We start from the raw sequence: 18,692 nt of genomic DNA, 5'->3' as shown, positions 1-18,692 counted from the left end.
TGTTAGTTTAAAAGCTAAATTGTGTTAGTATTAGTTGGCTATAATGTAGTGTTTATTGTTTACTAATGGAGTGATAAAAGTAAAATATTTCTGATTTTAACATAATCTATATGTTTTTTTACTTTTTATGTAAAAGTGTTGCTAGATCTCGCGCAATCACATTATATGATCTATAGGTTGTTATAGGTGGCGTGTTTCTTTTTTTTATCTACCTTTTTAGATTAATCCTATTGATATTGTCAACCTTAAGAATTGGTATGTCATTTAATTAAAATAAGCATTAAATGACCCAACTATGATTTACAGAATTTCAATTCTAGCATTTTTTTGTTTGTGTTTTAGTCAATTGTTCGCCCAGTCTGGGAAACTAGGTCAAATTAAAAATGAGGTAAAAGAGAATAAGTCAAATTCTAGTAGTAAGCATGATCACCATTCATATTCTTCTAGTAATGATTATGATGAAAACGGCTTTTTTGTTGAATTGGTAGGTGATGTTTTTCTCGGTTTGACTTATAATGTCCTTTTTCACTCTCGTTATGAAACACCACCTTTTTTGGCTCCTGAAGTAGGAGGTGTTGCATTCAGTAAATACCCATACATTGCCGATGACTTGGGGAGGTATCATGACAGACCTTTAGACATTCCTAAGAAAGTATCGGCTGATTTTAGTTCCCGATATTTTTATGAAGATGATAAGCTTTATGGTTTGCACCATGAATTAAGGTTTTATCCAACAAGGGCTTTAAGTATGGACGTAAAGTACCTTTTCTTTAGGGAAGGCCTAGATGATGGTACAAGTGACAGACTTGACTTGGTTATGATGAACCTAAATTATCACCGCTTCAGGCTTACATGGCTAAACCTATGGTGGGGGATAGGTTATACCAATCTCAAGACCGATGAAGGCAACGGAGGTTTTAATATTGCGGTGGGTTGTGAGCTATACCCCGGTAAGCCAATTTCACTACGAACAGAATGGCAATTCGGAACAGTTGCCCAAACAAATGTTGCTGTTGGAACGGTTGATATAGGTGTTCATTTAAATCGCTTCAGGCTTTTTGGAGGTTTACAGCGTGTGAAAATAGGAACAGTACGGATTATGGGACCGACAGGTGGTTTATCTTTCTTCTTCTAGAGCTCGTCTAGTTTTTTTACGGTAAAGGAATCTATGTCCCAACCGGCCAACTTTGCACCCGACTGATATGCGCTTTCCAAAAAACTCAATAGGGCTGAAGTCGGGTCTTTTTCTTTCAATAAGTCATGGTATTTCAGGATGGCCATTGGACTTCCATTACTGTCAATCCATTCAGCGTAATTAGGTTTTAGAGGTGCTTTTTCCAACCCTTCAGGAGAGGGGTAGGTGTAAGCGTAAAATGCGGGCTCTGTCATATTGTCGTCGCCTGCCCAAAATCCAAAACTAATTACTTCATGTGAGTAAGCATCCTTATCTGCAGTAGAAGCTTCTGAAGGCATCTTTGGGGCAGATTTACCAGAAAATCTGGTGATGGCTAGATCCATATGATGCCAGTACAGTTGAACGGGGCAGGTCTTGCCATAAAACCGTCCACTGAATTGTTTGAAGACATTACTGACCCAAAGCATGATATGCCAGAACCGTTCTACATATTCTTTTTGGTAATGGTGATAGTTTCGGATCTCTGAAAAGCTTTTATCGAATGGCAAATCATATGGCTTGTCCAATATGTTGACAGGTATTTGTGCTTTATTAAGCAATTCAAAAAGTTCATCATGGAAAGCTGCTACTGATAAGCCATCCTTGAGAGGGAAACTAGCTTCAAAACCTTTACTGCTGGTCAGCTCAAGCTTATGGCTAAGGAAGTTAAGGGTAATTTCAAATGAATGTCGGTCATGGTCAAAAGGGATGGTACCCGTTGTTATTCCCTTGGACGTAATATACTCCGTAACATACCACCAATGATTTTTGCGAGGAGTAAGTTTCAGTCTAATCTTTCCAATAATCTGAAGGTATAAATGGATCGTCATCTTAGTGTCTTTCCATTCTTCAAGAGGAAGTGTAGGGAGTTGCATGGTGTTGTTGAGTTTGGGTGGATTTGAATTGTCTCGAATGGAAGGTATAAATAAAAAATAAGTGGAGACAAGAATAGCTTAAAAATAAGCATCTTCCTGACTCCACTTTTTATTGCTTAAAGCAGGTTTACTGCCTGTTGTGCAATTTCTAACTCTTCATTGGTAGGTACTACCAAGATTTTCACATGTGAAGTGTCTGCCTGTACCTCTTCAATCTTTTTGGCTCTGATATTGTTTTTCTCCAAGTCGATCTTGATGCCCAGTCCCTCAAGACCTTGCATTGATAGGCGTCTAACCCCAGCATCATTCTCACCAACACCTGCTGTAAATACAATGGCATCCAAGCCATTCATCGCCGCAGTATATGCACCTATATATTTTTTGATACGGTATGTGTACATATCTAAAGCTCTTGTCGCCGCAGTGTCTCCTTCTACGAATCGATCCTCGATGTCACGCATATCGCTGGCTCCAGCAACACCCAACATACCTGACTTCTTGTTCAGCAAGTCATAGATCTCATCCGTTTTCATATTGAGTTTGTTCTCAAGGAAGAAGATAACCGCTGGATCAATGTCTCCTGAGCGAGTACCCATCATCAGACCTGCCAGTGGAGAAAAACCCATTGAAGTATCAATACATCTACCATCTTTAACCGCAGCCATTGAACAGCCGTTACCCAAGTGGATTGTAATGATGCGGCTTGAAGCTCCCTCTTTTCCTAAATACTTGTTGGCAGCTGCTGATACATATTTGTGAGAGGTACCGTGCATACCGTAAGAGCGGACACCATACTTTTGGTAAAGCTCTTCAGGAATGGCATATCTGAAGGCACGTTCCGGCATAGTCTGGTGGAAAGCGGTATCAAAAACAGCTACCTGCTTAGCTTTAGGGAAAATGTCCTTACAAACCCTGATGCCTTGTAGGTTGGCGGGGTTGTGAAGAGGAGCCAATGGAATTACTTCCTCAATCTTTTCCTCCACCTCTTTCGTAATTACGGTTGTTTCATTGAAGTATTCACCACCATGAACTACACGGTGGCCAACAGCTGATATATCATCAGGGTTGCTGATTACACCAATTTTCTCATCAGTCAGTAGTTTTACAACTTCAGCTAATCCTACCTTGTGATCAGGAATAGGAAGCTCTTGCTTGTTTTTAGTCTCATTACCTGCTGCATCAAATGTTTTATGTGTGATGATGCCCTCAGGTAAACCGATTTTTTCAACAATACCAGAGCAGAGTACCTGCTCATTATCCATTTCGAAAAGCTGGTACTTGATGGAAGAACTACCAGAGTTGATGACTAATACTTTCATATTTTTTAATTTTCAGAAGGTCTTGAAAAGGAAATGCCGTGGTAAAACAATTCCTGATACCTTTCTGTATTTGTTAGACAGATTATTTGCTTGGTATATATAATAAGAAAACTGACGGAGAGTACAAGAAGCACTTTCCGCCAGCTAATTTCGGTATAAATTACTTGTTGTCCGCCTGAATAGAAGTGATCACCACCGTATTGATGATGTCTTCAACCAAAGCACCACGACTTAAGTCGTTAACAGGCTTGTTCAATCCTTGAAGCATAGGGCCAATAGCAATGGCGCCAGTTTCACGTTGTACCGCTTTATAAGTGTTGTTACCTGTGTTCAGGTCAGGGAAGATCAGTACGTTAGCTTGTCCTGCCACTTCCGAGCCCGGCATCTTCTTGGCACCGACGGTTGGGTCAACCGCTGCGTCGTACTGAATAGGTCCTTCAATTTTTAAGTCAGGACGTTTGGCTTGCGCAATCTCGGTAGCTTTACGAACCTTTTCTACTTCCTCACCTGAACCGGATGAACCTGATGAGTAGGAAAGCATCGCCACTTTTGGTTCAATACCGAAAGCAATTGCTGTTTCGGCAGAAGAGATGGCAATCTCGGCAAGTTGCTCCGGATTAGGGTTAGGGTTTACAGCACAGTCTCCATAAACCAGTACCTTGTCAGGAAGCGACATAAAGAATACTGAAGAAACAACGGAAACACCAGGTTTCGTTTTCACAAACTGAAGTGCAGGACGAATGGTGTGAGCTGTCGTGTTGATAGCTCCTGATACCATACCGTCAGCATCACCCTTATACACCATCATGGTACCAAAGTATGAGACGTCAGTCATCGTGTCCTTGGCATATTCAGGTGTAACCCCTTTATGTTTACGTTGCTCGTAATAAGTGTTGGCGTAGTCTTCAAACTTGCTGTATGAGGCAGGGTCAATGATTTCTACCTGCTCCCAATTGATCTCTACATTCGCCTTTTTAGATTCTTCAATAATTTCCTCTGCATTTCCAAGCAAAATAATCTCCGCAATATCATGAGATGTCAGCATGGCGGTGGCTTTCAGGATACGGTGATCCATTGCCTCAGGAAGTACAATACGTTTCTTGCTGGCACGTGCTTTCTGTACCAGGTTATACTGGAACATCTTAGGTGTCATGCCTCTGACAGTGATAGCCTGCAATTGTGCTTCCAGTGTCGCGATGTCAACATTATTTTCGAACAGCTGCTTGGCGTAGGCAATTCGGGCTTCCTCGTCACTGTGCAGTGTTGAGTTGATATTCTGCAATCTAGCTGCAGTTTCAAATGTGTTGAATTCTACTGACAAAATAGGCAGCGTTTCGTCTAGTCCGGCGATCAGCCTGTCAATGGCAGGTGATGGCTTCAGACCAGTTGAAAGCAGAATGCCTGACATTGGCGGGAAGTTCTTGGATTGGTGTGCCTGAAGTGCTGCCAGAATAATATCTGTACGGTCACCGGGTGTTATCACCAAGCAGTTGTCGTAACGCAACCTGTCAATGACATTGTCCAGCTGCATGGCCGCAATCATATAGTTATCTGACTGGTTGTCCAGACGCTCACCACCATAAAGTACTTCTGCATTCAGGCGCTCTACGATGTCACGCATGGTAGGGCTTCCGATTCTTTTGTCAGAAGGAATTACAGAAAGCATTCTACCTGTTTTACCGAAGGCTCTTTCCAGTTCAGTCTGGTATTCATTCTGATTTTCAGGGTCAGCCTTATTGATAATAACACCTGCAATTTCACATTCTTTTTCCACGAATGAATCAACGGACATTTGAACGTCTGTCAGGGCTTCATTCAGGCTTCTGTTACCTGCATTTCCTAATATAAGGACAGGAGACCCAGGTTCTTGGCGATATCTGCGTTAATATTGAATTCGAAGGCAGTTCCCTCACCTACGTAATCAGAACCTTCTATCAGCACAAAATCGTATTTGGCTTCAAGTGACTTGAACTTTTCAATAATCTTGTTGATTACATAGTCATACTTACCAGTACCGATCAGGTCATTTACATCTTGTCTGTAAAACCCGAAAGCTTCCTCATAAGTCTGTTCAAGGTTAAAATGCTCCAAAATCAAAGCAATATCAGAATCCTTTTTTCCATTAGGCTTTTTGGAAATAATAGGTCGGAAAAACCCCACTTTTGGAGACTTTCGTAACAATGTTTCCATCAGACCTAAACTCACCAAGGCTTTTCCACTATGCGCTTCTGCCGTGCTGATATAAATTGATGTCGTCATGTAATGTAAGGACTGTTATGTTAATTGTGTTTGCTGTCAATCTGATTGAATCGTGGTAAGGATTCAATCAATGGACAAAATTAGACAGATTTAAGTTTCATTTAAGGCTATTTACGAGGGTTAACAAAAAAGTTCAATGACTTCCGTTGCTAAAAACAGGTGATATCGACTTTTTGCAGTAAATAGCGGTTAAATATACTTAACAGGTAAATTGTACTTTATCTTTACGTCCCTATTTGATTCATAGTAAGTTACAGTGTCCTCACTTCTCGAAATAATTTCAATAACAATATACAGAACACTCATTGACTAATTTTCTGTTATGGCAGATAATAAACCCAATCTTGCAGTTATCCTTCCTGTTATCGGAACCGTATTGGTCGCTTTGTTGGGAGGGATCTTTTCTATCTTAAATTTCACGACCCAGAAAAAGGCTGAATACGAACAGAAGAAAAATGAATTCAGGCTTCATTTGTTGGAAAAAACCCTAAAAGGAAGCAGTAAGGACAAGGCCATCGAAAATATTCGCTTTTATCTGGATGCAGGAATTCTGGAAGACAAAGACGGAAAACTGGAGGACCTCTTGCAACGGGAGGACAAAATTCCCACCATGATTACTGTTCCAAATTACTTTGACAGCTGCCTGATCACAAGTCCAAAGGAAGGACAAGAAGTGGGTGCTGGCAATGTGGATGTAGAAGGGGCTTTTCAAGGTTTTTTAGGGACGTCTGAAATGGAGTTGTGGATTGTTGCCGAGCAGGGAGATACCGTATTTGTTTCAGAGAAATCGTCGCTGCTAGCTACTTCCCATAAGTGGAAAGGTAAAATCAATATTGCGGCAAAAGGGAAATATACGCTGATGGCATTTTTGACTACTGAACGGACAGGCAATCACTTGAAAAAGCAAATCAAAGCAGGCATTATTCCCCATGCTTTGGACAGTCTTTGGCTGGTGGATTTTGTCAATATCAAAGTGAAGTGAAAATTATCCCTCCGCTTTTACAGTTTCCATCCAAAATGTGTCCTGATTACATAGTCAGACTTGCTGCCGTCTTCGGCAGGTTGACTATCGTAGTTCAGGCTTCCTCCCAAACGGATATAGAAGTTCAAAGGCAAGTCATAATTGGTGTCGAGACTGAAGTCCGTACGCCAACGGTTATCCTCTGTAATGCTTCTGTAAACCGATACGTTGGTCAGCAGGCTCCAGTCACCCACATCAAAAAAGTTGAGTTCTGTACTGGCAAAGGCTTCCAATGATTGTTTGTCAGGCGTTTCTCCCATGAAATTTTCATTGTTGAAAGCCAAACCTGCTGTCACGCCCCAATAAGTATGGTTCGTCTGGACCAGGTAATTACCAAGACCGGATTTTAAGAGGGTACGTAGGTCAAGGTTTTGCTCGGTGTTGGAAAGGAAGCTTAGGTCAACGAGTAGGAACCATTCCCTTGGCAGAAAATACCTGAATCCAATATTGGCATCCGTACGGTGTACATCTGCTGCATCATCCTGACTTGAGCGGATGTCATTGTATTTCATGTCAATCCACCATCGCTCCGTCAAATAACCCAATGTGCCGCCGATGCTGAACTGTTGCAGGTTATTGGCTTTGGTATGGTTGTACCCTAAATCAATGGAGGTGTAAACCTTGCTCCAAAAGTCTTCTTTGATTTGCTTGAGGTAGACCACATCATCAAAAGGAATCTCAATATCTGCCTCCCCACTTAGCAAATGGATATTCTCGCCCCTGACGCCCGTCAAGTTGCCATTGACCCTTCTGCCATCACTTAAAGAAATCAGGAAATGGGAGTGTGTTTTGACTTGTTGGACATCTTCCCATTTGATTTTGAAGTCATCCTTGCTGTAGTCTGTAGACATGGTAATAATACCTCTGTCCATTCCCTTTATCTCACCGATAAGCTTTTCTTCATCAGATATCTTCAGCGTATCTTTTTGTGCCAATAACGGGAAGCAGATAAAAGCCATGAAAATAAGTGTAAACAGTGTTTTCATATATATTGAGGGGTAATTCTAGTATTGAGGAGGATAAAGTGGTGGGGTACCTACGAAAGGAAACAAAAATAGCAGTAGTATGGTTGCGTCTCAATTAATTTACACATTGTTCTGAATGCTTAAGCGACAGTAGCTGTTCAAGAAGGAGAGGTGTTTCATAATCAATCCCTTATGCTTAAAAAAATTTTAATTTTTGCTGTCACTTATTTGATGTTTGCCTATCAGTGGTCAGCAATAGGGCAGGAGGTCACAGACTCCTTGCAGCAAAAGGGTTTTGTGGAGAAGGTGATGGACATCGTAACAATTGAGCGTCCGCACAGTACCATTTCATTTTATCCAATTATAGATTACGATCAAGAAGCAGGACTTGCTTTGGGCTTTATGAATGTCATTACGCTAGACGATACGGTATCTAATGGAAACTCACCTTACAGCAGACCCACCACCTTGATTTCTTCCTTTTCTTATTCAACCAAAAATGAGCTGGACTTGGATACGGAGCTGATTCGCTATACCAAGTCAGGGTGGGGTATTTTTGCAACAGGTATGGTCTACCGTTTTCCGGCAGCCTATTACGGAACAGGAAAACCCTCCAGCAATATCAGCACCTATACCCTCAACCAGTATGGTGTAATTGGTGGATTTCTGAAAGGAATTTCCAAGAAGCTTTTTGTAGGGTTGGCTTATGAGCTGTCATTTGTAGACCAGAAAAATATAACAGGAGAACTATTAAGCCCAGAAGTGGAAGGTTACGGAGGAGGGTCTATTGTAGGCTTGGGAACAGAGATTCGTTTTGAAAGCCGAGATGATATCCTGTACCCAACAGAGGGCAGACTTTGGAAAGTGAATTACAGACAGTATTGGGGAGCTTATCAGTACGGGCAGTTTGCACTGGACCTTCGGGACTATTACAAGATTGTCAATAAGGAAAATGTAATTGGTATACAGGCATTCTGGAGTTTTGTAGTGGGTGATGCCCCCTTTTACAAGTTGCCTTCTTTGGGAGGAAGCAGAAGGCTTCGAAGTATTGGTAATTCTGCACAGTTTATAGACAATCAGGTATTCTGGTTGCAGACAGAGTATCGAAGGCATATTGCTGGCAGGTTCGGTGCTGCCGCATTTGTTGGGGTAGGCAATACCGTGGCTGATTGGGATACACCATATTTCAAGGAGGTGGAATATGTATATGGATTAGGGGCTAGGTTCCGTCTGCTGCCGAAAGAGCAGTTAAATTTCAGGATAGATTTTGGACTGGGAAATAATAGGACTGCACTTTTCCTGACTGTAAGGGAAGCTTTTTAGTGAGGTGAAAAATGCAACCTATACAGTTTTATTTTCAATGTAATAACAGCGCATAAAATCTGTGTGATTAATCCTACACTTTTCGCACTATAGCAATTTTTTATTGTTGTATTAGCGTAAAGCTATTCGCTGTACTTTTCACCTTACCTTTTTAAGAATCACAACAGTTTCTTTCCAAATCGGCTGATCATCCATTAACCCCAAATACGGATTCAAAATTTTGACAGCATGAAATTCAATAACAAAATTCAGATGGTTTTTACTGCTATAATGTTCATGGCTTTTTTCCTTTGCCACAGTCTTATTGCTTGTACAAGGGTGGTCTATCACGGACCCAATGAAACAGTTATTACAGCCCGTTCAATGGATTGGAAGGATGATATTCCGGCTAACCTTTGGGTCTTTCCAAGAGGAATGGAAAGAAATGGAGGTGTTGGTGCCACTTCCTTGGAATGGCAATCAAAATATGGGAGTGTGATTACCAGCTCTTGGGATATTGCCTCAACAGATGGCATGAATGAAAAGGGACTTGTGGCCAACCTGCTTTGGCTGGCAGAAAGCCAATATCCAGTATTTGACCCTAAGGGCGCAAAGAAAGGACTGGCGATATCCATGTGGCTACAGTATGTGTTGGACAACTTTTCGACAGTGGCAGAAGCTGTCACTGAATTGCAGAAAGAAGAATTTGTGGTGGTTTCTGCCTTGCTGCCCAACTCAGACCGTTTTACCACCATCCATCTTTCCATGTCTGATGCGGCAGGAGACAATGCCATCTTTGAATATATAGGTGGTAAACTGGTGGTACATCACGACAAGTCATATAACGTGATGACCAACTCTCCCATATTTGATGACCAGCTTGCGATTGATAAATACTGGAAAGGAATCCCGGGAGATATTATGTTGCCGGGTACAAATAGGGCAGCAGATAGGTTTGTAAGAGCATCCTTCTATATCAAGGCTATTCCCCAAACTGACAATATTCGGGCAGCTTTGGCAAGTGTGTTTGGTGTAATCAGAAACTGTTCTGTACCACTTGGCATCTCTATGCCGGATGAACCCAATATTTCGTCTACCCGATGGAGAACTGTGGCAGACCAAAAAAATCTGGTCTATTATTTTGACAATGTATTGAACCCTAATGTGGTATGGGTTGATTTCAGTAAGCTGGATTTCAAGGAAAATGCACCAGTCAAAAAATTAAGTCTTTCAAATAACGAAATATATGAAGGCGAATCTTCAGCCAAGTTTCAGGAGGCTAAACCAATGAAGTTTCTTGGGCTAGACCAATAGAAGCACCCGTTTTTTACTTCTGTATTAACGTATAAATTTTTAGCGTAAAACCTGAACCCTGAAAATTGAGGGCAAAAAATAAAGGCAGATTTTACTACGGAATCACACAAGCCATACAGGAGTAGTTGCAACACACCCCGAGCAATACATCCAAAAAAAATCGGCATCCGAAAACGTGCCGATTTTTTTATCTCCAATGGATGTAATATTTGATCCTGAATTATTGGAAGGGGATATTTCCCTCAAAAATGGTAGCACCGGTAGGTACTGTACCTTTATAGACATAAAATAATAGAGCCAAGAACAAAGAGACAGCATCGACTTCTTTGTTTGTCGTATGGTTTGATCGCCAAAGGGGAGAGGTTCCTAAAAAGAAGGGCGTAACAAGTACCTCCATCATGGTTGCCGATTTTTCATTCTGTAACTGAACAGGCCTTGGGCATGTTGCTACAGCTACTACCTGTTGCTGTCTGCAATTTTGGAACCTGCTTAACTTCCTAGTAATGTATAGCCTGATTCCCTTCTGTAATACAGCCTTACCTAATCCAGTGGGTTTGGGTTCATACCGAAACAATCCCAGAAAATAGCGCTTGGCATTTTCACGGTACAGCTGCCACCAGTCCCGTTGGCGGTCTGCATTTCGTCTCTGTATTTTTTGAAGCTGACCAAACGATACAAATCTTCTGCGGTATTTCCTCAAGTCCCAATACCAATGGGTTATACGCCCCTTGCGGCTTTTCCAACGCTGATATTTCAAAGGTAAATTCAGGTATTTTTTACGGTACCTGTTTTTGACAGGTGCCTTGCCACCCCTCGGCATAGGCATAGGTTTACGGTTATGGAAAGATTTGACCCCACCAATCACCCTACGAAGATGCGCTTTCTTTTCTGCCTTGTCAGCACAGTAGCTGCCATCCGCTTCCCCGTTTCTGTCCAGTTCCCTTTTGACTGTGGAACGGTGCACCCCCAAGGCACGGGCAATGGCTGCCAGTGATTGGGCAGTTGCCAGCATCTGCTGTAGCTGTCTTCTATGTCCGTAATGAAGTGTCAAGTTTGGAATATATTTTTAGTGGACAGAGTTTTAGCAAATTGAGTTATGGATTAGCATTACCTCCTCCTTTTTGGGCAACAGTCCAAAAAGGACAAAATATTATAAGCGAAAGACTTTAGTCCATCGTATGTAAGTGATATTTTCAGTCCTGAAAAGGGAGGCATAATCCATAGTTCAGGTTAAGCAAAAAAGAATGGATATAAAAAAGGGGGGTGACGTAAGGAGGTAAGTAAAATAGGTTATTTGATGTAAGTGATGGGTAGAATGGTTAGTTAGGGGATGTGCTGAATTATAGTGTAACACAATCTTTTGGAGAACGAGGATACACAAATGAATTTTGTATAGGAGCTGATTGAGGTAACGCTAAATTGTTGATATATGTAATTTTATTATGATAGAAATTGAATTTGAAAAACCAGATATTTACGATTGCAATTGCTGTGACAATAAAACTGTACGTCTGACTCGGTTTGTATATAAAGACGGGGATGCCCATGCGGTGTATTATAGTCAATATACAATTGGTCATAAAGAAAAGGTGGTGAATGGTGTACTTAGTTTAGGGAAATGGTGGGAAGGGTCAACTCCAGCAGATAGGATTGCTTTTCCATTCCGTATTTGGATGAATGAAGGAGAGTATCTAGTAGGATTGATGGATAAAGCAGAGTGCCAATGGGCTGATGTTAAAAATTTGGGGGAAATGCTAGATAGAAAAGATGGACTAGAACACCCGTGGATAAAAGAAGTGTTCCATATTACAAATCACATCGTTACAGAAGATGAACCCATTATTGATTACCTAAACGCTTAATTATAGTTACGTAAAACAGGTATTAAGCAAGTATTGAATTGGAATAGAGATTTCCTACTCTAATCCTTTCACATATTATGATCTACTAAATGATGTTATCCTGTTCAACCCTTTCAGGGTTATGATATATTGATTGCTGTAAAATCCAGATTGCCATCTGGAGCTAATATGGTTTGTTTCCTTCGGAAACGGTGTTTGCTGTATGAAAAAATAATCCCGAAGGGATTGAACAATAGTAGCCTTAGGCGTAAGCCTGAGGTATAAGTAAATTACATTTATCCAACTCCAAAGGAGTTGAACCTATAAACCATCGATGAGTTTAAAACTTCCGATTTCAATTATACCTCTGCTTAAATCACTTTTCTAGATAATTTTGGAAAGGACTATGATAAATAAACCCTGAATAGGTCTAAGAATTATCACTACGATTCTTGGACCTTTTTTTGTATATAGGAATATACCCCTTATATATGGTTACATAACAATGTGTATTACATTGTGTGTGACACATTGAAACCAAATCCTTTAAAAAAGTTGCCTCCTTTTTTATATAAAGAAAAGGTATAGCATAATTTGCTGAAGCAGTATCAGGCACAAACTCAGAGGTCATCAGGAAAAGCTATCTATAACGAATGAGGTATTACATCAAAATATTATGGGTATCGCTGTTTAGCTTGGCTTTTAATACAGCAATAGCACATGAAATTCGTCCTGCTTACTTACAGGTTCAACAAGTTTCTTCCAATGAATATACGGTGTTGTGGAAAGTGCCAAGCACAGCAGAAAAAGTATTGAATATTCAACCAAAATTTGAAGAAGGGTTTTCCTTAAGCGAATCGTCTCAACCTAAAATGCGGGAAGCTTTTATGTTGTGTGTTTATCAGCTCAAAGGAAATAAAAGCCTTGCAAATACAACATTGACAATTGATAAGCTAAGCACTACTAATATGGATGTTTTGGTTGATATTCGTCTCTTAAATGGAGAACATCACACATTTATCTTACAGCCGACAAAGAGTTCAGTACGTATTCCTGAAACACCAAGTAAGTGGCAGGTTTCGGAAACCTATGTGGGTTTGGGACTAGAACATATTTTGTTGGGTTTTGACCACTTACTTTTTGTATTGGCTTTAACCATCCTCACTGTTGGAATTAAAAATCTAATAAAAACGATTACAGCATTTACCATTGCCCATAGTATCACACTTAGTTTTTCTGTATTGGAGATAGCCAGTCTTCCAGGACCTCCAGTTGAAGCCGTGATTGCGTTAAGTATCGTTTTTTTGGCAGTAGAAATTTTAAAAGTGCAAGAAGGAAAACCTACTGTTACCAGTAAAAAGCCTTGGTTGGTTGCCTTTAGTTTTGGTTTGTTACATGGTTTTGGGTTTGCAGGAGCTTTGGAAAGTATTGGGTTGCCGCAAAATGAAATTCCATTGGCTTTAGCCATGTTTAATGTTGGCGTCGAACTGGGGCAACTTTTATTTGTGCTTGTTGTACTGGCTATTATGAGATGGACTTTACCCTTAATCCCAAAAAATGGATGGGCTTACAAAATTATTCCATATGCCATTGGTTCTATTGCGGCTTTTTGGCTGATTGAGCGTATTGCAGGGTTTTAGTTAAGATATAAAGAGAAGGAAATACTGTTTCTTATAATATGAAGTGTTGTAAAAAAGAGAAAACTCACTTTCCATTTATTAATAGCCCAAAAAGATAATCATTTGAGTGAGTCTGATGAGTATAATTGAATCCGAAAAAATGCTGATGGAGAAGTAGTTATATATGTCTGAATAGATGTTGTGAAATTATGAAGAGAGTTAGTGGGTAATTGATTTGAGGTAGTTGAACTATTCAATTAATCTGTAACACAATAAATTTTGATAATCGATTACTTAAAAAAACCGATTTTTTTGACATGAGAAAAATCAACTCAATTCAAAGTATAGCTTTATTATTCCTTATGCTGTTAGGTTGTAATTCACCTGAGAAAGGACCTGTTGTTATTTACCTGATAGGAGACTCTACAGTTGCTGATTATGCAGACAACTATGATGTAGGGAAAGATTATTTTAAAACGAGATATCCCATCACAGGGTGGGGACAAGTATTTCAGGAAAAGTTTGAAAAGGCAGACCTGACAACTTTTACGAATATATTCAATTCAGACAGTGTTATTGTTGATGATAGAGCGCGTGGAGGAAGGAGTACACGTACATTTTTTCAGGAAGGAAGATGGAGGTCTGTGTTCGAAAAGCTAAAAAAAGGGGATGTGGTACTGATGCAATTTGGGCATAATGATGCGGCAGTCAATAAACCTGCACGATATGTTGATGTGGAAGGATATAAAGAGTTTTTGAGGCTTTATGTTTCACAAACAAGGGATAAGTCAGCAACTCCTATTATTCTGACACCTGTATGCAGAAACTATCCTTGGAAGGATGGGCATTTGGAAAATGTACATGGAGAATACCCCAATGCAGCTTTGGAAGTGGCAAAAGAAATGGAGGTTCTTTTTATTGATTTGAATAAGCTTTCAATGAATGCATTCAGTCAAAAGGGGGAAGCATATGTGACAGCAAATTATTTTATGAATTTACCTCCTGCCAAATACGAAGCATATCCTGAAGGGCTTTCCGACAATACACACTTTCAGCCTGAAGGTGCTCACACTGTTGCGGGTCTAGTGTTTGAAGCGCTGAAAACCTTGCATAGATAAGGTTATAAAATACTTTGTGACATTAAAAAAGTGAATCTTTAATTTATAGAGACTCACTTTTTTTGATGACTATATTTTAGCCAATATAAACACTGCACAACTTAAGGAATGCCTTGAATGTCTTGAGAAACTCCTTGGGGATACTTCTTTTAGGAAACTGAGTGATGATCTGTTCCTCTCCCCATGGTTGCGTAAAATAACTTCGAAGGCGAGGATCTTTGGGGTCAACCACAAATTCAATTTTATCTTTCCATTCATAGCGAACGGTCATCAGGTTGGGTTCTGTATTCAATAACATCTTGTAGGCAAGAGACTGGCGTTGAAGCTGATAAAGAAATAGCTCTCCAAAATCACAGGTCTGTGTAGTCATTCCTATATCCTTTTTACGAACGCAAACCACTTTACTGTCAATTTCCAAAGCTACCCATTCGTGAGATGGTTTTGGAGCCAAAAACTCCCCCAGTAAAGATGGAACTTCCAAGTATCCTTTTTTTCCTACCCTGCTAAGTTCATTCATAAACCTATCAGGGTGCGGAACGTGTTCCATCACATGACAGCAAATTACATAATCAAAAGCATTGTCTTTGAAAGGGAGCTTTTCCCCATCAGCCTGAATAAATTGCTGATGAGGTAAAATTTCGATCTGACCATTTCGGTGGGTATCATCATTATAGTATTTGTCCACCACCACTTGTGCTTTCGGATGAGGATGATTGCCTCCTCCAACATCCAGCACCTTGTCTTTAGGTCGTATGGAGAGTGCCGATCTAGATGACGGATTTTTGATTTTCATAAGTATGCAGTTAGTTTTTGGATGAAAGGCAAGCATTGATTCGTCCAAATTGGTATCGGGGAAGTGATACCATATAACCATAATAGTTTAGAGCGTCTGATAGTTCCGAGGGTGCGAAAAGTCATCTAACGGGGAGAGTTAATATTTTGACTAATAAAGTTTAAAAGTATGTAAGGCTTCCCACGTATTAGCGTGACATTTAGATATGAATAAATTCACAATTAAATGAAGAGCGTTTTTCGAACCTTAATTATTTTGAAATCAACTTAATCATGATAAAGTCTAATGATTGGGTATATGGTTAATCCTAAAATAGAGGTGTAGTCCTATAAATTTTTCACCATAAATTCGTGGTAAATACTTTTTTGTTTTTTTGGCACAACATTTCATCACTTTTTATAGCAGGAGTGAATCTGCTTCGAGATTCAGTAATGGATAGAATTTTGTCTATGGACTGAAATACAAGAATAACATTGAGCTTATCTATTTAGGTTGAGTTGGTAAGAGACAGATTTTCTGTTTCAAACAGGAGAAAAAATATTGCTGAGAATACCCTTCATACATACCCCTCTATTTATTTTATATTGAATGAATATGATTTTGTGTAATCAATAACTGATGGTGCTTTTTGTGTTTAAAAATCAAATCAACAATTAATTGTACTGAATTTTTGATGAAAATTCACTGAGAATATTTTGTAGTTAAATAGCTACATATATATTTGTAGTCAAATGACTACGCGATGAATTTAAGAAGAGATGTATTTCAGGCTATAGCCGACCCAACAAGAAGAGCAATTCTTGTTTTGGTAGCCACACAGTCTATGACGGCAGGAGCCATTGCCTCCAATTTTAACACTGCAAGGCCAACAGTTTCAAAGCATTTACAGATACTGACAGAATGTGAATTGCTTGAACAGGTGCAAAATGGTAGGGAAATCCACTATCACCTAAACCCAAATAAAATGAAAGAGATAGCTGACTTTATTGAGCCATTCCGAAAGCTTTGGGACGACAGGTTTAACAAGTTGGAAGCGATCATGAAAAACTATAAAACAGACCAATAGAAGTATGGAACTAAAGACCAAGATACATGCTGAAGATGACCGGCAGGAATTGTTGATCACCAGAGAATTCAACTTGCCCTTGGATTTGCTTTTTAAGGCTTATGAAGTACCTGAAATTGTAGAGCAATGGATGGGAACTAAAGTTTTGAAACTTGAAAACAAGAAACATGGATGCTGGCAGTTTGAAACAACTGATCCTAAAGGAAACAAACATGGTTTCAATGGGGTGATTCATGATTTTATCCCTAACCAAAAGATCACCCGAACATTTGAGATGGAAAATACTTCATTTCCTGTTCAGCTTGAATATCTGGAGTTTGAAAAACTGACGGATGAGACAAGTAAACTGAAGATGCATATTGTCTATAAATCCGTAGCGGACAGGGACCAGATGCTCAAGTTACCTTTTGCCCAGGGATTGAATATGGCACATAACCGATTAGAAGAAATTGTAATCAAATTAAAATAAACTACTATGACTAAGAGAGACAAAATTATCTACTGGATTGCTACTATTTGGCTTTCACTTGGAATGTTATCAACTGGAATTGTACAGTTAATCAAAATGGAAGAAGAAGTGGCAAATATTACCCAATTGGGGTATCCTGTTTTTTTCCTTACTATCCTGGGTGTATGGAAGGTTTTGGGCGTTGTGGCAGTGTTGATTCCAAGGTTTCCTTTATTGAAAGAATGGGCTTATGCTGGTTTTTTCTTTGCTATGTCAGGAGCCACATTTTCTAGAATATTGGCAGGCGGTACCCTCACTGAAATGTTGCCATCTTTGTTGCTTCTTCTTCTGACAGCTGTATCATGGTATTTCAGACCAGTTGATAGAAAACTAATCACAGTAAGCCAGTAAAATTATCAACGAACAGTTTGTGACAGGTTAATTACAAACTGTTCATTTGATGAAACTTGTCAGGAATAAAGTGAAACCCCAAAAATTGAATTCAAACGTATTTATAGGTCACTATAAAATGTATTAACAAGAGTGATTATAATTTTTTGATTGATAAAGTTGTAAAGTAGGCTAAGCTATTTAGTATGGCATATAATAGTATTTATCACGATTAACAATCTATGTATTAACAAGTCTTCTCCTTCGAGATCTGAAGTTATGTAAACCCGCTCCAATTTTCATCACTCTATCTAATGCCCCTTCTCTTCTTAGCCTGAAAATATCCTTGAGGATTCTGAGCCTTTTAATCCCGCAGATAGCATGCTCAACACGAACCCTTATACTTGCCAGCTTTCTATTCGCCTCTTTCATAAAATCAGGTAGCTCAATCCCTTTGTGTTTTTTGATAGGCACAATGAATGTAACATTATCAAGATCAATGCCCTTGAAGGCTAAGTCCCCCAGTAGCTTGATACCTTTTTTAGGAAAGGCAAACTGTTGTTGATCAAAAAGCTTTTTATCATGAATACTACCTGCTACAGTCTCAGAAAGATAGAGCACTTGCTTACCCTCTTTGTCGGTGATGACAAGGTTCTTGGTAGTATGTCTCTTCTTCTTTCCACTGTAGTTCATCTTTTGCTTTTCCGAGTCCTTTGGACGCTGTATGAGGCGTTCTACTCCATCCACTAAGAATACTTCACTCCAGTAAGGCTTAAGTTTTTTTCGAAACTCTTCCATTACATTGGCAGGTAGCTCTCCTACATAATTTAATGTTTGTAGTAAGCAGTTTCCCAGGAAATATAGCCATTCACTTACCTTACTTTGACTGATATTGAAATACAATCCTAGTGATTCTTGCGTGGGATTCTCCTTCAAGCTATATAGAATAAAAAAGAGTTTAGTCTCTATCCCTTGGAGACTGCTGTTACGGTAATCATCCAGCTTCTTCAAAGGCTTCCTGCGAGGCCTCCCTTTCATGGTATACTGCTGTAAGGCTTCAACATAAACATATGAGAAAATTCCTTCCAATTCTCTCAACTCTTCCTTGGTCAAGGACGTTAAACTCTGTAGGCGACGGGCACTTATGGATTTAGGTTTCACAACTAAATGAGTGCTTTGTCGCCTTCT

The 18,692-nt window shown here is 39.7% G+C and carries 18 protein-coding genes; 10 read left to right on the top strand and 8 right to left on the bottom strand.

What is annotated here, in order from left to right; all coding sequences use genetic code 11:
* The first annotated feature begins 295 nt into the window (after nt 1–295).
* A complete protein-coding gene (locus V6R21_RS18780; RefSeq protein WP_334245127.1) occupies nt 296–1,135 on the top strand; it encodes a hypothetical protein in 840 nt (279 codons plus the stop codon).
* On the opposite strand, the gene V6R21_RS18775 is transcribed toward V6R21_RS18780, so the two are convergent.
* The 4 genes from V6R21_RS18775 to V6R21_RS18760 form a co-directional block, all read right to left on the bottom strand.
* Nucleotides 1,132–2,049: a DUF5996 family protein gene (locus tag V6R21_RS18775; RefSeq protein WP_334245126.1), complete on the bottom strand. Its 918-nt coding sequence runs from the start codon at nt 2,047–2,049 to the stop codon at nt 1,132–1,134. The two genes, V6R21_RS18780 and V6R21_RS18775, sit on opposite strands and share 4 nt — an antisense overlap.
* A gap of 116 nt (nt 2,050–2,165) precedes the next feature.
* A complete protein-coding gene (locus V6R21_RS18770; protein WP_334245125.1) occupies nt 2,166–3,368 on the bottom strand; it encodes an acetate/propionate family kinase in 1,203 nt (400 codons plus the stop codon).
* 160 nt (nt 3,369–3,528) lie between these two features.
* Nucleotides 3,529–5,175 (bottom strand): phosphate acetyltransferase, encoded by a 1,647-nt coding sequence (gene pta, locus V6R21_RS18765; RefSeq protein WP_334247587.1) that lies wholly within the window; start codon nt 5,173–5,175, stop codon nt 3,529–3,531.
* 32 nt (nt 5,176–5,207) lie between these two features.
* Nucleotides 5,208–5,627, bottom strand: a complete 420-nt coding sequence (locus V6R21_RS18760) for an AAA family ATPase (RefSeq protein ID WP_334245124.1) — start codon at nt 5,625–5,627, stop codon at nt 5,208–5,210.
* A 322-nt stretch (nt 5,628–5,949) separates the two neighbouring features.
* Here V6R21_RS18760 and V6R21_RS18755 point away from each other — a divergent pair, with 322 nt between their 5' ends.
* Nucleotides 5,950–6,609, top strand: coding sequence for a hypothetical protein (locus V6R21_RS18755; protein ID WP_334245123.1), 660 nt, complete (start codon nt 5,950–5,952; stop codon nt 6,607–6,609).
* A gap of 17 nt (nt 6,610–6,626) precedes the next feature.
* Here the strand turns inward: V6R21_RS18755 and V6R21_RS18750 are convergent, their stop codons facing one another.
* Nucleotides 6,627–7,634: a DUF481 domain-containing protein gene (locus V6R21_RS18750; RefSeq protein WP_334245122.1), complete on the bottom strand. Its 1,008-nt coding sequence runs from the start codon at nt 7,632–7,634 to the stop codon at nt 6,627–6,629.
* Between the two features lie 171 nt (nt 7,635–7,805).
* Here V6R21_RS18750 and V6R21_RS18745 point away from each other — a divergent pair, with 171 nt between their 5' ends.
* Together V6R21_RS18745 and V6R21_RS18740 are read left to right on the top strand one after the other, a co-directional pair.
* The gene (locus V6R21_RS18745; protein ID WP_334245121.1) at nt 7,806–8,936 is read left to right on the top strand and encodes a BamA/TamA family outer membrane protein; all 1,131 of its coding nucleotides are present in this window, start codon (nt 7,806–7,808) and stop codon (nt 8,934–8,936) included.
* 228 nt (nt 8,937–9,164) lie between these two features.
* On the top strand, nt 9,165–10,229 hold the full coding sequence (locus V6R21_RS18740; RefSeq protein ID WP_334245120.1) for a linear amide C-N hydrolase: 1,065 nt from the start codon (nt 9,165–9,167) through the stop codon (nt 10,227–10,229).
* Between the two features lie 220 nt (nt 10,230–10,449).
* Here V6R21_RS18740 and V6R21_RS18735 read toward each other — a convergent pair whose 3' ends face one another.
* Nucleotides 10,450–11,280 (bottom strand): helix-turn-helix domain-containing protein, encoded by an 831-nt coding sequence (locus tag V6R21_RS18735; protein WP_334245119.1) that lies wholly within the window; start codon nt 11,278–11,280, stop codon nt 10,450–10,452.
* A 391-nt stretch (nt 11,281–11,671) separates the two neighbouring features.
* Here V6R21_RS18735 and V6R21_RS18730 point away from each other — a divergent pair, with 391 nt between their 5' ends.
* From V6R21_RS18730 to V6R21_RS18720, 3 genes are all read left to right on the top strand, one after another.
* Complete coding sequence (locus V6R21_RS18730) at nt 11,672–12,091, top strand: hypothetical protein (protein ID WP_334245118.1); 420 nt, start codon at nt 11,672–11,674, stop codon at nt 12,089–12,091.
* 632 nt (nt 12,092–12,723) lie between these two features.
* Entirely contained in the window at nt 12,724–13,710 is a 987-nt protein-coding gene (locus V6R21_RS18725) for a HupE/UreJ family protein (RefSeq protein ID WP_334245117.1), read from the top strand.
* 296 nt (nt 13,711–14,006) lie between these two features.
* Nucleotides 14,007–14,807: a rhamnogalacturonan acetylesterase gene (locus V6R21_RS18720; protein ID WP_334245116.1), complete on the top strand. Its 801-nt coding sequence runs from the start codon at nt 14,007–14,009 to the stop codon at nt 14,805–14,807.
* A gap of 76 nt (nt 14,808–14,883) precedes the next feature.
* Here V6R21_RS18720 and V6R21_RS18715 read toward each other — a convergent pair whose 3' ends face one another.
* Nucleotides 14,884–15,600 carry a class I SAM-dependent methyltransferase gene (locus tag V6R21_RS18715; RefSeq protein ID WP_334245115.1) on the bottom strand — a complete coding sequence of 239 codons (717 nt, stop codon included), beginning with the start codon at nt 15,598–15,600 and terminating at the stop codon, nt 14,884–14,886.
* Nucleotides 15,601–16,342: 742 nt separating this feature from the next.
* Between V6R21_RS18715 and V6R21_RS18710 the strand changes: the two genes are divergently transcribed.
* From V6R21_RS18710 to V6R21_RS18700, 3 genes are read left to right on the top strand one after another with little or no spacing between them, the layout of a single operon-like run.
* Complete coding sequence (locus V6R21_RS18710) at nt 16,343–16,666, top strand: ArsR/SmtB family transcription factor (protein WP_334245114.1); 324 nt, start codon at nt 16,343–16,345, stop codon at nt 16,664–16,666.
* A 4-nt stretch (nt 16,667–16,670) separates the two neighbouring features.
* A complete protein-coding gene (locus V6R21_RS18705; RefSeq protein WP_334245113.1) occupies nt 16,671–17,135 on the top strand; it encodes an SRPBCC domain-containing protein in 465 nt (154 codons plus the stop codon).
* Nucleotides 17,136–17,141: 6 nt separating this feature from the next.
* Nucleotides 17,142–17,525 (top strand): DoxX family protein, encoded by a 384-nt coding sequence (locus V6R21_RS18700; protein ID WP_334245112.1) that lies wholly within the window; start codon nt 17,142–17,144, stop codon nt 17,523–17,525.
* A 219-nt stretch (nt 17,526–17,744) separates the two neighbouring features.
* Here V6R21_RS18700 and V6R21_RS18695 read toward each other — a convergent pair whose 3' ends face one another.
* Nucleotides 17,745–18,665, bottom strand: coding sequence for a transposase family protein (locus V6R21_RS18695; protein WP_334239830.1), 921 nt, complete (start codon nt 18,663–18,665; stop codon nt 17,745–17,747).
* Nucleotides 18,666–18,692: the final 27 nt, after the last annotated feature.

It is taken from the genome of Limibacter armeniacum, assembly GCF_036880985.1.
GTDB lineage: Bacteria > Bacteroidota > Bacteroidia > Cytophagales > Flammeovirgaceae > Limibacter > Limibacter armeniacum.
This window is presented reverse-complemented; position numbering and strand designations above follow the sequence as displayed.